The organism is Streptosporangium sp. CA-135522, assembly GCF_050949235.1.
Taxonomy (GTDB): Bacteria; Actinomycetota; Actinomycetes; order Streptosporangiales; family Streptosporangiaceae; genus Streptosporangium.
The window spans coordinates 5402950-5415979 of record NZ_CP192026.1; the positions used below are offsets into that span (position 1 = coordinate 5402950).

General features: G+C 67.7%; 16 protein-coding genes. 9 read left to right on the plus strand and 7 right to left on the minus strand.

The features are described from left to right. Positions 1–9: 9 nt before the first annotated feature. The 6 genes from ACQPYK_RS25605 to ACQPYK_RS25630 form a co-directional block, all read right to left on the minus strand. Positions 10–1074, minus strand: coding sequence for a glycosyltransferase family protein (locus ACQPYK_RS25605; RefSeq protein ID WP_433235589.1), 1065 nt, complete (start codon positions 1072–1074; stop codon positions 10–12). After that, positions 1071–2813 (minus strand): carbamoyltransferase family protein, encoded by a 1743-nt coding sequence (locus tag ACQPYK_RS25610; protein WP_433235591.1) that lies wholly within the window; start codon positions 2811–2813, stop codon positions 1071–1073. Before ACQPYK_RS25610 ends, ACQPYK_RS25605 begins: the two co-directional genes overlap by 4 nt. Next, positions 2810–3754, minus strand: a complete 945-nt coding sequence (locus ACQPYK_RS25615) for a thymidylate synthase (protein WP_433235594.1) — start codon at positions 3752–3754, stop codon at positions 2810–2812. Before ACQPYK_RS25615 ends, ACQPYK_RS25610 begins: the two co-directional genes overlap by 4 nt. A gap of 533 nt (positions 3755–4287) precedes the next feature. Then, positions 4288–4560, minus strand: coding sequence for a hypothetical protein (locus ACQPYK_RS25620; protein ID WP_433235597.1), 273 nt, complete (start codon positions 4558–4560; stop codon positions 4288–4290). After that, the gene (locus ACQPYK_RS25625) at positions 4557–5000 is read right to left on the minus strand and encodes a hypothetical protein (protein ID WP_433235600.1); all 444 of its coding nucleotides are present in this window, start codon (positions 4998–5000) and stop codon (positions 4557–4559) included. The genes ACQPYK_RS25620 and ACQPYK_RS25625 overlap by 4 nt, the downstream gene beginning before the upstream one ends. Next, a complete protein-coding gene (locus ACQPYK_RS25630) occupies positions 4997–5221 on the minus strand; it encodes a hypothetical protein (RefSeq protein WP_433235602.1) in 225 nt (74 codons plus the stop codon). Before ACQPYK_RS25630 ends, ACQPYK_RS25625 begins: the two co-directional genes overlap by 4 nt. A 293-nt stretch (positions 5222–5514) precedes the next feature. Here ACQPYK_RS25630 and ACQPYK_RS25635 point away from each other — a divergent pair, with 293 nt between their 5' ends. After that, a complete protein-coding gene (locus tag ACQPYK_RS25635) occupies positions 5515–6873 on the plus strand; it encodes a helix-turn-helix domain-containing protein (protein WP_433235605.1) in 1359 nt (452 codons plus the stop codon). Then, the gene (locus tag ACQPYK_RS25640) at positions 6870–7469 is read left to right on the plus strand and encodes a YdcF family protein (RefSeq protein WP_433235607.1); all 600 of its coding nucleotides are present in this window, start codon (positions 6870–6872) and stop codon (positions 7467–7469) included. The genes ACQPYK_RS25635 and ACQPYK_RS25640 overlap by 4 nt, the downstream gene beginning before the upstream one ends. Before the next feature lie 95 nt (positions 7470–7564). Here ACQPYK_RS25640 and ACQPYK_RS25645 read toward each other — a convergent pair whose 3' ends face one another. Beyond that, positions 7565–8320 carry a GntR family transcriptional regulator gene (locus ACQPYK_RS25645; protein WP_433235610.1) on the minus strand — a complete coding sequence of 252 codons (756 nt, stop codon included), beginning with the start codon at positions 8318–8320 and terminating at the stop codon, positions 7565–7567. Between the two features lie 245 nt (positions 8321–8565). Between ACQPYK_RS25645 and ACQPYK_RS25650 the strand changes: the two genes are divergently transcribed. From ACQPYK_RS25650 to ACQPYK_RS25680, 7 genes are all read left to right on the plus strand, one after another. Continuing rightward, positions 8566–8943: a WhiB family transcriptional regulator gene (locus ACQPYK_RS25650; protein ID WP_433235612.1), complete on the plus strand. Its 378-nt coding sequence runs from the start codon at positions 8566–8568 to the stop codon at positions 8941–8943. Next, on the plus strand, positions 8940–10415 hold the full coding sequence (locus ACQPYK_RS25655) for a hypothetical protein (RefSeq protein WP_433235615.1): 1476 nt from the start codon (positions 8940–8942) through the stop codon (positions 10413–10415). Before ACQPYK_RS25650 ends, ACQPYK_RS25655 begins: the two co-directional genes overlap by 4 nt. Positions 10416–10456: 41 nt before the next feature. Continuing rightward, entirely contained in the window at positions 10457–10873 is a 417-nt protein-coding gene (locus ACQPYK_RS25660; protein ID WP_433235618.1) for an SsgA family sporulation/cell division regulator, read from the plus strand. 158 nt (positions 10874–11031) lie between these two features. After that, on the plus strand, positions 11032–11295 hold the full coding sequence (locus ACQPYK_RS25665; protein WP_433235621.1) for a hypothetical protein: 264 nt from the start codon (positions 11032–11034) through the stop codon (positions 11293–11295). Continuing rightward, positions 11288–11734, plus strand: a complete 447-nt coding sequence (locus ACQPYK_RS25670; RefSeq protein ID WP_433235624.1) for a hypothetical protein — start codon at positions 11288–11290, stop codon at positions 11732–11734. Before ACQPYK_RS25665 ends, ACQPYK_RS25670 begins: the two co-directional genes overlap by 8 nt. 15 nt (positions 11735–11749) lie before the next feature. Beyond that, positions 11750–12169, plus strand: coding sequence for a hypothetical protein (locus tag ACQPYK_RS25675; RefSeq protein ID WP_433235627.1), 420 nt, complete (start codon positions 11750–11752; stop codon positions 12167–12169). Then, the gene (locus ACQPYK_RS25680; RefSeq protein WP_433235630.1) at positions 12166–13002 is read left to right on the plus strand and encodes a hypothetical protein; all 837 of its coding nucleotides are present in this window, start codon (positions 12166–12168) and stop codon (positions 13000–13002) included. The genes ACQPYK_RS25675 and ACQPYK_RS25680 overlap by 4 nt, the downstream gene beginning before the upstream one ends. The last annotated feature ends 28 nt before the right edge of the window (positions 13003–13030 follow it).

Genomic DNA, 13030 nt, shown 5'->3' on the forward strand with positions numbered 1-13030 from the left:
GGACGGCCGTCATGAGCGCGCCCCAGCCGATCGAGAGAAGCCGGAGCGGTTGACGACGAGTTCGGTCAAGATCGCCTCCAACGTCCGGAGTTGGCGGCTGAGCCGGAATACCTCCAGCTTGGCCAGGCACGCCGCGATCAGGTCGGCGTGCTGGCCGGTGCCCGCGACGGCATGCAGCCGGTGCACCGCGGCGATAGCGTCGTCCCCATCGCTGATGATCAGTTCGTTCGGGACGAACTCCTCCGCGCGGGTGACCGTGGCGGGCGCCAGCGGCACGCATCCGGCCAATGCCGCCTCGAAGATCCGCTGCGTCATCTGCCCGGCGGCGGCGTACCGGTCCGGCAGCAGCAGCACCGTGGCCAGGCTCTCGCCGTACATCCGGCCGACCTCAGCGAACGGCATCCGGCCGACGAAGTTCACCTCGGGCCAGCGTCGGGTGTCGCGCCATTTGCCGGCCACCTGATGCGGCAGACGGGCTGCGGCCGGGGCGAAGTAGGTGTGGAAGGCCTCGTCGCGGTCGTACTGGTTGCCGACGTAGCACAGCGGGTAGGGCCGCGTCCGCGCTGCCAGCGCTACCGGGTCGGCCGCGTCCAGCAGGGCATCGTCCAGCGGGAACAGCAGCGAGCGGGCGCCTGCGGTCGGAGCGAGCGCGGCTTCGCACACGGTGACGCCGGGCCGGTTCCGCCATGGGCTGTTGCCGGGGAGTTGCCGGTCCTTGTCCCAGATCACCGTCGGTGTCGCCCGGACGATCGTGTAGCGGTCCATGAGCTCGTGCTGGCGGTGCAAATCGCAGGTGTGCAGCGGTGTTCCGCATGGGGTGGTGTTGCGGCCGGGGATGGGCCAGCGCCATTCCAGGAACAGCACGTCGACCGCGGGGAATCCGTCGTCGAAGGCGTAGTGGCCGCCGAGGTCGTCACTGGCCTCCAGCCGGTCCCGGTCGGCCTGGAGAAAGATCACCTGGTGTCCGGCGGCGGTCAGCGCGTCGATCAGGGGACGCCGGTGGCTGCGCCCGCCATCGGGGGTGTCGGTGATCCCTGAGCCGAGGAAGCCCCAGAAGCTGTATCCGATGATCATTTGGTTATCCACCTGCCTTCCAGCAGCAGCGCGTCCAGCCCCGAGGAGGCCAGGCAGTCCAGCGCCATAGCTGGAGTACCGCAGATCGGTTTGCCCTTGACGTTGAGGGAGGTGTTGATCAGAACGGGGATGCCGGTACGGCGGGCGAACGCGGTCAGCACCGCGTGCATGAACGGGTTGCCATCCTTGGTGACGGTTTGCAGGCGGGCGGTGTCGTTGGCGTGTACGACCGCGGGGATCTGCTCCCGGGCCAGGTCGGTCACGCCCGAGGCCATCGACATGAAGGGGGCCTGCTGGCCGAGGGTGAAGTAGTCGGTGGCGCGCTCGGCTATCACCATGGGCGCGAACGGGCGAAACGGCTCGCGGAACTTCACCGTGTCGTTCAGCCGGGCCACCACCCCTGCGCTCAGCGGGGAGGCGAGGATGGAGCGGTTGCCCAGCGCGCGCGGGCCGGCCTCGATGCGGCCGTGGAACAGGCCGACGATGCGGCCCTCGGCGATCTGGTCGGCCAGGAACTCCGCAGCGTCGCCGTCTACCGGCTGCTCGGTGAGCTGCGGCCAGCGCGCCAGGTTCAGCGGGTGGTCGCCGAAGGCGGGGCCGAGATAGCAGGCGCCGGTGATGCCCGACAGCGGGCGCGGGCTTGCCTGAATGTGGACGGCCGCGGCGGCGCCGATCGCCGTTCCGGCATCGCCCGGAGCGGGCGGCACGAACACCTCCTCGAAGATTCCCTCTCCGATGATCTTTCCGATGGCAACGCAGTTGGTGGCCACGCCCCCGCCGACGCACAGCCGCCGCTCCCCGGTGCGGATCTTGGCGAGCTTGGCCAGGTGCACCATCACCTGCTCGGTGCGCTCTTGGAGGGCAGCGGCCAGGTCCTGGTGGACCTGGGTGATCGGCTCGTGGGGTGCGCGGCGCGGGCAGGTGTGTGCGGTGAAGCGCGGCGTCAGCCGGGCGAAGCCTGACGACAGGACCCGGGTGGCGAAGAAGGCCGGGTGTAGCGCGAACCCGGATGCGGTGATCGGAATCACGCGGGTGAATAGGGCGCGGAAACGGGCCGGGTCGCCCAGGGCGGCCAGCGCCATCACGGTGCCTTCTTCGTCGCCGCGCCGCCAGCCCAGATGTTCGGTGATCGCGCCGTAGGCGTAGCCGAGCGAGGCCGGATCGCGCAGCGCGAGCACCGGCTGGAGATCCGGCCGGCCAGGCTGCAGCAGACGTCCGACCGCGATGGTCGTGGTCTGGGTCTCGCCGAGGCTGTCGACGACCAGGACGGCTGCGCTCTGCCAACCAGAGGCAGCGAAGGCGTACATCTGGTGGGTGCGGTGATGCAGCAGCGGTCGAACGCGGGCGCGCGGGAAGTGCTGGCCGAGTCCCTGGGTGCGGCGGACGGTGCGCAGGCCGACCTTGGCGAAGCTGGCCGCTCGCGGAAGCGCCCGTTCGCTGGTCGCGGGATGAGCCAGCAGAGGCAGGGCATCCGCGACCGCTGGTAGGTAGCGCAATCCGTGGAAGTTGTAGGCGACCGCGCTCACCTGCTCGGCGGTGATCGCGGCCTCCTGCAGCAGCCACTCGATGGCCCGCTCGGGGTAGGCGGATGTGTGCTTGACCTGCGACAGTCGTTCTTCTTCGACGAACCCGACGAGGTCGCCGTCGATCAGGAGGGCGGCGGCCGAGTCATGGGTGTAGGAGCACAGGCCCAGCACGATGGTCGAGGCGCGGCCGACGCCGCGCAGAACCGGGCTCACTGGTGCACCACCGTGGCGTTGGAACGGTTCTGCAAGGTGGCGTACCAGGCGCGTAGCCCCTCACCGAGCGGGCCCTTGATGTCGCGGGCGGCCTTGACGGCCTGGTCGCGCTCGTCGTGCTTCCATTGCTGGTAGCTGGCCAGCACCGCAGCCATCGCATCCCAGCCAGCGTGGCCAACAGGCCGGCCCGATTGGACGGCAGCCAGCAGCTCGTCGAAGCCCTCCCAGGGAGTGTCCAGGGAGCTCAGCGCCGCGCTCGGGGCGCTCTGCCCTACGGCGGCGGCCTGTTCTAGGTCGCGCTCGTACAGGTGCAGCGAGTCGACGTGGTGGCGGTAGGTGCCGAGTTCGGCACCCAGCCAGCCAGCCATCAGCTCATGCAAGATCGTGGCGGCGAACACGTCGTAGGGAAACCCAGTCCACAGGTCGTTGCTGCGCATCGTCGTCACCATGTCCAGCCGCCCATGGCGCAGGTGGAAGCGGTAGCCGAGTGTGCATGGCACGTCCCGGTGCCCGCCCGCGTCGCGAGCCGGGTCGTAGAGCTGGATGACGGCGCGGCGGGAGTCTGGGTCGCCCCGCAAGGTGGCCAGCGCCTGGGCGAGCTGGTCGACGTGGCCGTCCCAGCGGCGCATCCGCGGCCCGTACGCGCCGCGCAGGATGCCGTCGTCCTCGGCGTACTGGCGTAGCCGGCTGTTGAAGCCGTAGATCCATGGGTCGTCAGACCCCGACAGAATCCACACGCTTTCGGCGACGGCGAAGGCGGTGTTCAGCACGCGGGCATGCGGGGCCAGCAGCAGCCGCGCACGAGGCTGGGCGAGCAGCAGCCGCACATCCAGCAGCTCACGGGTGGCCATGCCGCGTGGGCTGACCTTCTGCCCCTTCATGGTCATCGTTACCGCGCTGGTGAACAGGTCGGCGATGGTCTCGCCGGAGATGGTCGTCACTGGCGCTTCTCCTTTTTCTGGCTTGCTCCGCAGAGCGCGCGTCGAGTGTGAGGAGTAACTGCGAGCGGAGAACCCTGGCTGTCGCTCATGGCTCGCTCCTCGCCTGTGGAGCTGAGTGCGGTTCGGCGAGGAGCGGTGGGAGCGGGATGCTCAGGCGTTCCGGTTAACCTTCAGGCGCTCTGTCACAGGAGCACCCGGGGGTTTTGAGTGTGCTACCGGGATCGCTTGCGCAGGAGGGGCCGGAGCGTCGCGATCAAGCCCGCCGTGCACAGCACGATCATCACTGCGAGGACGGGCGTCGGCACCATGGCCGGTGCACTCACCAGCCACACGGAGAAAGCCAGGGTGCCAAGGATGAAGGCCACATTTCCAATGGGTCTGAGGTTCAACGATGTCTCCGTGGGATTTGAGTACGGGACTGGACAGTGGGCGTGCGGTTACGTCTGCCTCGGGCGGCCCTGGGGATGAGGGCCGCCCGAGGATGGGACGGCGCGGCAACACGGGACGGGGGCGCTCCGTGCCGCCGCGCCAGCTCATGGGGTTCGTCGCCCGTAGGTGTGCGCCAGCTCGACCTGGTCGGCCAGCGCGGAGCCGAGCGCCTCGGGCGAGGGATAGGCGACCGTGTACTTGACGCCGCCCCTCTGCTCCCGCTTGGTCAAAGGCGCACGACGGATGGCCGCCCACCGGCCGAGGACCGGATCATGGGTGATGTGCCAGCCGGGGTAGGTCTGCTCCAGCGCGGCGAGCCGGCGTTGCTCCCACGTGATGAGCGTTCCTTCCAGGGCGCCGGTCTCGGGATCGGTCACTGCGTGCTCCCGTGTGGATGACGCGGGCGGGACGGGTAAGGACTCCGCCCGCCCGCGTCACGCACAACGCCGGCACCCCTTCGCGCTGCGTTGTGCGGTAACCGCGGCACGGCGGCATACGACTGGAAAACGGTGTCGTCGTGTTTGCTCTGGGGAGGTACGGGGAGCGCGTGCCAGGCGCAGGCCATTTCTGCCTGGTGCATCTGCTCCTCCAGCCCCTCGGGGGTGTCGTCTTCGACGATCAACGGTTGAGTTGTCGGCCAAGCCGCGACGGCGTAGAAGCGACGGCTGCCCAGGCCGTAGAAGACGCTCCAGCCCGGCCAGGCGGCGGCCAGCAGTTCGGCCTCGGCGCGGGCTGGACCGTCCCACAGGCGGCGGTGCACGGTAGCGGGTGGCAGGCCGGCGCGGTGCCGTCCAGGCGTGCGGGGGTGCCCGGTCACGCGACCACCTGCCCGGCGATCTCCTCCTGCCGGGCGACCTCGGCCAGCAGGTCGTCGAAGGTGTCGGCGTCCAGGTCGGCTTTGGCCCCAGCGTGCAGCGCGCCCTGGGGGAACGCCTTTTCGCGGAAGGCCCAGAAGCGGCCTCGGTCGCTGCGGATCAGTCGCCAGCCCGGGATAGTGAGACTCGCGGAGTCGGGCATCGCGGATCTAACATCCTCCATGGATCGGACCTCCATCCGATCAAGGACCCGCCCGGTCGTCGTAAGCGCCGGGCGGGTCCGCCTGTTTAGTGGGAAAATGTTCGGAATGCGGCATCCTAAAAGGACGTCCGCAGTGCGAAGCTGCTCCAACTTTGCGCGTTACAGGGCATCTGTACGGCGTCTCATCGCCCTGCGGCTCCCGTTGTTCAGCTTCCTGTCATACCTGTGCAGCATCTGCCGTTCATGGGCACCATGGAGGGGCATCTCGTGCGTGCCCACAGCGTGCCCACACGCTGACCGAAAAGGATTCTCAGATGGAAGCATGCGACCTCTCACTTTCGGAACTGCTGAAATACCTACGGGAAGCCGCCGGAATGACGCAGGCGCAGGAAGCGGAAAGACTGTGTGGCATGACCGGGACGTGGACGCTCACCCGACATGAGGTCAGTAGATGGGAGCGAGGCCGAGTCCGCCCGGACGCGTGGCTTCCGGCCATCGCAGACCTTTTCGACATTGATCTGGAGATCCTTCAAAGAGCGCCGCGCAAGCAGCCTCCAAGCGCTCCGTATGCTGATTCCGGTACGGGATTGAAGCAGGAGAACGAATTGCTGCGCAGAACCTTCCTGAAACGAGGGATGGCGGTTTCCGCCCTGCCTACATTGCACTCGGATCAGCAGAGTCGTGTCATCCAGGCGCTCGACCTGGTTGCTGGTGATCACCTTGGCGGTGCCGTCGATACCCTTGGCGACCTCATCGACCACTACGCCGTGACGCTTTACTCCCTCTCTCCGGTCGGCGTATATGACGAGTTACTCTCGGTTCGGTCATATGCAAGCAGCATCCTCGATCGCACCGGGGCCGCGTCCAGGCGCGCAGGCCTCGCACTTGCCACGGGATGGCTATCTCACCTGCTAGCTGTGGCAGCATGCGACATGGGCGAGCATGCCGCTGCCCGTGTGTGGTGCTCCGACGCTGAGCGCCGCAGCCTGGAGGCAGGACATCCGGAGCTGGCGGCGTGGGCTCTCTTGACGAAAGCTATGATCGCGTTCTATCAGGGACAGCCGCGTCAATCGGTGAGGCTTGCCGAGCAGGGCCAAGAGGTCGCGCCAATGGGCACCGTCATTCATGCGAAGCTCGCCTCGCAGGAGATGCGTGCGGCGGCGATGGTTGGCGACGCAGACCATATGGCACGCGCTCGACATCACAGCGCTAAGGCGATAGCAGCGCTGCCTTCTGACGCTCCGGTGACTGGCGTCTTCTCTATCGCCTTGGCCGAGGATCCTCCTTACACCGCGACGTCGTTGCTTTTGGTGGGCCGCTTCCGCGAGGCCGTATCGGCGACCAACCGGGTGATCCAGACCGTCTATCAACCAGAGGCGCGCCAACGTGGCGAGCATCCTTCCAGCTACGCGCGTTCCTTGCTCATCCTGGGACTCGCTCAAGCCGGGCTTGGCCGCCTGGACGAGGCTGTTGCCGCTGGTCACACCGCCCTAGCCGGCAGTCGCCCGGCATGGCCGACGATGGTGCTGGCAGGCAAGCTCGACAAGACCCTGGGGAGCGACTTCGGGCACGCTCGCCAGACTGCGGACTATCATGCCCGCTACCTAGAGGTGACTAACGGCCCGGCCGGGCACCGGCCACAACTACCTGCCCCTGCTGAGGATCGTGGATGACCGACGACATCGACAACGAACAGATCCCCGCCATCACTGCATTTGTAGATACCGCGGCTCCTCCACCCGATGAACCAACTGCTCATTTCATCTTCGGAACCAACCAGGTTCAGCCGGTCGAGGTCGTGGCCGAGCGATACCACAGCGGGCTTGCCCCGCTGATTATCGGGACAGGTGGAGTCAACCGACACAACGGCATCGTTGAAGGCCGGATGTTCCATCGCCTTCTCGTTGAGCGCCATGTCCCCGATGAAGCGATCCGATATGAGGATCAATCCGTCAATACCTGGCAAAACGTTGAATTCTCTCTGCCGTTGCTCCGCGAAGCATTGGAACGCGGATTGGCCATCACGGCTGTCTGCAAGTGGTATCACCGCCGGACGATCCACGCCCTGAAAACCCTCGTGCCCGATATCGGTGCTTTTCACGTCATCACATGGGATCCCGTTTATGCCGGAAGACCTGTCACCCGTACTGATTGGCCGCTTATCCCCGATGGCAGGCGTCGAGTGATTCGCGAATGGGAGGAAGTGTCCCGCCGTGTGGCCGACGGCAGCTTCAAGGACGCGAATCTCGTAGACGGGGCCTGGCACTGACGCTGTTATGTCTATGGGTGACTGCAAGACCTCCGTGTTGTTACTGCGCTGACCGAGGCCGCGCCACTACAGGGTCGGGCCTTTTCGGTGGCTCCTCAGGGTTGGGTGAACCGCATGTCGTCCACCTGAAACCGCACCCGCCGCTCGTTCGCCACCCGGCGCAGCAACTCCACCGGCCGAGCCTCCCCATCTCGGGTGACGCGCTCGGCGGTCAGGACCGACGTGCCCGGCCGGAGCCGCAGCGCCTCGGCTTCATCCTTCGTCGCGGTGCGGGAACCGATCAATTCACGGACCCGGGCCGTCGCAGCGTCGAGCACGCCAGCGGCGATGAGCGCAGCCCAGATACCGCCGATGACCTTGCCGGTGCCGACCACGGGAGTGTCCTCGACGACGGCGAGGGAGTAGTACGCCCTGTCGAGCATGACCGCCTGGCCGTTGAGGAGCGCGTGTCGGTCACGGCGGACGACGGTCGCGCCGACACTGAGCTGCAGGGCTTGGGCGACGTCGGCTTCGGCCGGGACGCGGGCGACGGAGACCGGCTGCATGTTGCCGACGTGGCCGGCGCGCTGGCACGCGGTCTCCCACGGGCCCAGGCCGTTGCCGGGCGGGACGGCTAGGGCGAGGTCGACGTAGACGGGCTGGGTGTCTTGGACTACGAGGCCGCGGTTGGCGACGCGCCACACTAGGCCCTCGTCGCGGAGGATCTTCACGGCGGCGCTGATGGTGTTCGCTGAGGTGTCGTAGGTGTCTTTCATGTCGGCTTGGCTGGGCAGCACTTCCCCAGGCGTGTAGGTGCCGTTCCCGATGAGTTCGCGGAGGTGGTCCGCGATCTCGTAGCGCCGAGGTGTCACTGTGCGCCCTCTCCTGCTGGTGTTTCGCCTCGATCACTGGATGTTGCCACAAGCTGATTGACAAATGATCGAACTCTCGTTCATCATGCTCTCAGTGCGCCCTGTTATCTAGATAACAGAGTGCGACGAAGACAGAAAAAGCGACCTCCGGACTACTGCGGGTACCCATCCCGCACCGGAGGCCGCGCACTCCCAACCAACCCAAATTAGCTGAGAAGAAGAACCGACCATGGAAGGTCCTCGTGATGGAAAGTATGACACGCAACGAGCCTCCCGCGCTGAACCTCCCCTCCCGGCTGCGCTTCCTGAACGACCAGATCACCGAGAAAGGTCGGTGCACCAGGCCCGGCGTCGACCCCGACCTGTGGTTCCCCGAGTTCGAGCCCAGCGGCAACGCCAAGAAGCAGCGCCGTTTCTACGAGCAGGCCGCCGCTGCCCGCTGCTGGGGCTGCCCGGTCCGCGAGCAGTGCCAAGAGGCGGCCCTGACAGAGGAGGGCGACCTCCTGAAGCTGGGCTTCGAGCCGCACGGTATCCGGTTCGGACTCGCGCCCTGGGCCCGCGCCAACATGATTCGCAATCCCGCTAGCAAAACTGCTAGCACAAATATTGAGGAAGCCGCGTGAACCTCTCCACGCTGTTCGACTACGTCACTACCAACCCGATCAGTGCGGGCGTCATCGCCGCCGTCGCGGCGCTGGTGCTGTGGCTGGCATACCTGATCGGCCGCAAGCTCCTCGGCGGGATCTCCCGCGCGGTGCGCCGCTGGGTCGTCCCTCGGCCCGCTGAGGACATCTTGACCATCGTGGCTGCGAGCATCGCAACCGGCGTCTCGGCGCAGGGCATGTGGCGCTTCTCCGGCGACGTGCTCGGCTTCGATGGTCCGCTGCAGGTCGGCCTGTTCGCGTTCATCGAGGTCGCCATGGTGACCAGCGCAGTGCGGGCTCGCCGGAACATGAGGGAGAACTTCAAGGCCGGTGTCGACGGCCTGGCCGTGTGGGCGCTCACCGGCCTGTCGGCGGTGCTGTCGAGCATGGACGCCGCGAGTTTCGCCGAATCGATCTTCCGCATGGCTGCTCCGCTGGTCGCGGCGTGGCTATGGGAGCGCGGCATGGCGATCGAGCGGCAGCGGCTCACGGGCCGCACCCGGATCAACTGGCGTCTGACCCCTGAGCGGGCGCTCGTCCGGGTCGGCTTGGCCGAGTCGTCCGACCGCACCGCGTCCGAGGTCGACACTCACCGACGTCTCACCCGCGTGGCCCTGGCCGCCAAGCGCGCCCGGGCGCTGCGGGAGGTTGGCGCGTCCGACCGCAAGCAGCGCGCCGCTCTGGTCCGGCTCGACAAGGCGATGGACCGCGCGGTCGAGCACACCGGCCTGGTGCAGGACAAGGCAAAGCAGGAGAGGCTGCTCGCCCAGATCGGTGCGCTCTACAACACGGCCGCACTGACCACGCTGCAGCCGCCCTCGTTCTGGCAGCGGCTCGCCGACGACACCGCGGCGCAAGAGGAGCGGGACCGGCTCGGCGAGGAGGCGATGGCGCACCTGGTCAACTTCCCCATCCGCCGCGAAGCGATCCTCGCGCCGCTTCGTGCTAGCGCTTTTGCTGGCATGAATGGCCGCCGGACTGGAGGCGACACCGGGGCTCCTCCTCCGGTTCAGGTGTCGCCTCCGAACGCGACACGCGACACGACAAACGGGGGCGACACGACGCCGCCCGCACCGCCTGCGAACACGACATCGCAGGGCGACAAGCCGCAGGACAACACGACGCAGGAAGGCGACAACCGGAGGCGACACGACAGGCGACAGTCACGCCGAACAGCGCGCTCTGTCGCCGCCACCGGAAGGCGACATGACAGCACGACAGTCCGGACACGACAGGGCGACACGACAGGCGACAACGCCCAGCGTGTCGTGAAGGTGGTGGAGCTGCTCGGCCAGGAGCCACCGCCGAAGCAGAGCGACATTGCTAAGCGAATCGGCGTCGCCGTCCGAACCGTTCAGCGCGACATCGAGCAGGCGAGGAAGCAGGGCCTGCTGTCGCCTGCCGACACGACAGGCGACACGACATCCGGTGCCGCGCCAGACGCGACATGACACGACACGACACCCCGACACGACACCGCGAAGGACACGCCATGGACCTCATCAAGCTCAGCACGTGCATGCCGATCTGGCAGGCCGATAACCCCGACAACTTCCTCACCGTGTGGCTGCACTACATCCCGGCCGACCCGTGGTTCGTCCGGATCGTCGTCTCCGGCGGGGTCGTCTCGCTGGACGTGCCCCGTGACGTCCTCCTGCGGGGCCTGGAGCAGCCGGCCACTTGCGAGGACCTGAAGATCCAGCCGTCCGGCGACCCGATGTGGACGATGTGGAGCCTGCGGTGGAACCCGGAGGACCCGTTGACGTTCCGGGTGCCGCGCGAGAACGTCCGGGCCTTCCTGAACGAGACGGTCAAGCTCGTGCCGCTCGGCGCTGAGGAGTCCCGCGTCGACTGGGACGCCGAGGTCGAGTTGCTGTTGGAGGAAGCCCCGGAAGGTGACGTTCCGTGACCTGGCTGCAGGGCCGGTCCGCCGCACATGAGGCCCGGACCTGGGGCGCCGTGGACGGCCCTACGCGCGCCCGCGCTGCGCAGCGCGCACGCCCGCGCATGCACGCGCGCGAGGCGGAGCCTACCAAATATCACAGCCTGTAACTAGAGGGAGTTCACGTGGCGAGGGACCGCACTGGCCCGGAGGAACGGAAGATCTTCCACACCGGCCGGATCGACGGCGAGCGGAACGGCGTGCGCCGGTTCTGGCTGGCCGTGTGCTGGACCGCAGCCGAGTTGAAGCACCTCGCCAAGCGCGACCCGGCCAAGGCTCACGCGGTCGGGCTGGACCTGGCCAAGCAGATGCGTGGCATCGCCGCTGACCTGAACCGCAAGCACCTGGACCACCTGAACGACCAGAAGGGAGGCCGCGGCCGTGTATGAGATCACGCTGCCCAAGGACGATGACGAGCCGGACAACGTCGTTGTCGGCCAGTTCGGCGGCGAGAACCCACCGGCCGAGCCGTCCGACGACGTAGCAGCCGACCAGGTGCCGCCCGGCAAGCAGCTCATGGTCCTGGCCCGGCGCGAGCTGGTGCCCCGCGTCAAGCAGGGATTCAGCGACGCCGTGGTGGGCGAAACGCTGCTGGCCAAGCAGCCCGCGTCGATCCTGACGCTGGCCCGGCAGTACTGGACCGAGCCGCCGCCCTACATCCGGGACGCCCTGATCCTGCGTGTGCCCTACGCCCTGTACGGCATCCCGGTGATCGCGATCAACCTCGCCGGTCAAACCCTGTTTCTGATCATTCGCTATCCGAGCCTGCTGGCCGCGACCGCGCTGGTAGCTGGCGTGGTCGTCCTGGTCGGCTTCATCCTCGCCTGAAAGGCGGAACCCCTCATGCTCTGGGAGATCCTCGGCGGGCTGGTGCTCGTCGTGCTGTTCTTGTGGCCCGCCGTGCGGGTGTCTCGCAACAAGAAAGCCCGCAAGAAGAAGTGGCCCGGCTTCGTCGCGGGCGGGGCCAAGCTCCTGGCCGGGCTGGGCTTGGTCCCGCTGACCGTGTGGGTGGTGGACCTGCTCACAGGGTTCGGCACGCCGAAGGAAGCGATCGGCGTGTTCGCGCTGATCGGCCTGGTTGTGGCGGTCATCATCGTCCTGCTCGGCATGTGGGACGGCAAGATGGACGAGCCTGAGCAGTGGGCCATGTTCGTGCTGGCCGCCCTTGTCGTCGCCTTAGGGATGAACGGCGGCGAGACCATGAAGTACATCGGCGACCAGTTCAACAACAGCACCGACACGATCAAGGCGAAGATCCAATGAGCGCCATCATCCTCGCCTTGATCGTCGCTGGTCTCATCACGGGCGCGACCATCACGCTGCGGCGGCGGCCGGCCTACCGCGCGGCCGCCCGCGGGGCCTGGAATGCCGGCGTCAAGCAGACGCGCAAGGAGTTCCGCGCCGGGTACGCCCGGACTCGCGCGGTGTACGACCGGACGCAGAAGCAGCTCCGCAAGCGCCGCACCCGCCGCGCCCGCGTCGCGTCGTTCCTGCTGGGAGCGCTCGGCGTGACGCTCGTGACCGCTGGCGGCGCCGTGTATGGCGCGGCCGTGACGATCGGCGCGACCGGTCGTGTGGTCCGGGAGGCCACGCGCGGCGGCCGCCGCGAGTACCGGTCGTATCGGGACGCCATCGAGGTCGAGGTGGTGGAGGCCGAAGAGGTCGTCCCGGCCACTCCGAAGAAGCCCGCCCCTGGCCCGGCTCCCGCACCAGCGGAGCAGCCCAAACCCGAGACGCTAGCGGAACCGCAAGCGTCTGACCCGGCCGAGCCCGCGCAGGCGCCGGCCGCCCCTCAACCCCCCAGCGCCAACCCCGATCCCGGCGCGACGCCGGACACGACAACGGAAGGAACCACCCCCATGGCACAGACCGAGGCCAGCGGCCTTACCAGCTACGCCCAGGCTCACGCCGAGCTGGCGAACGAGCTCCAGGACATGATCACCGCCTCACAGTCGCTCGCTGGGTCGATGAGCGACGTCCTGGCCGACCACTCCGACCTGATCGGGGACACGGCCACCCTGCAGGACCTGCTCGCCCAGGCCCAGAGCGTCGCCCAGCAGATCGCTGACCGCGCGGCCGCCGTCGCGTCCAGCTAACCCCCGACCGTCCCTCACGGAAGGAGCC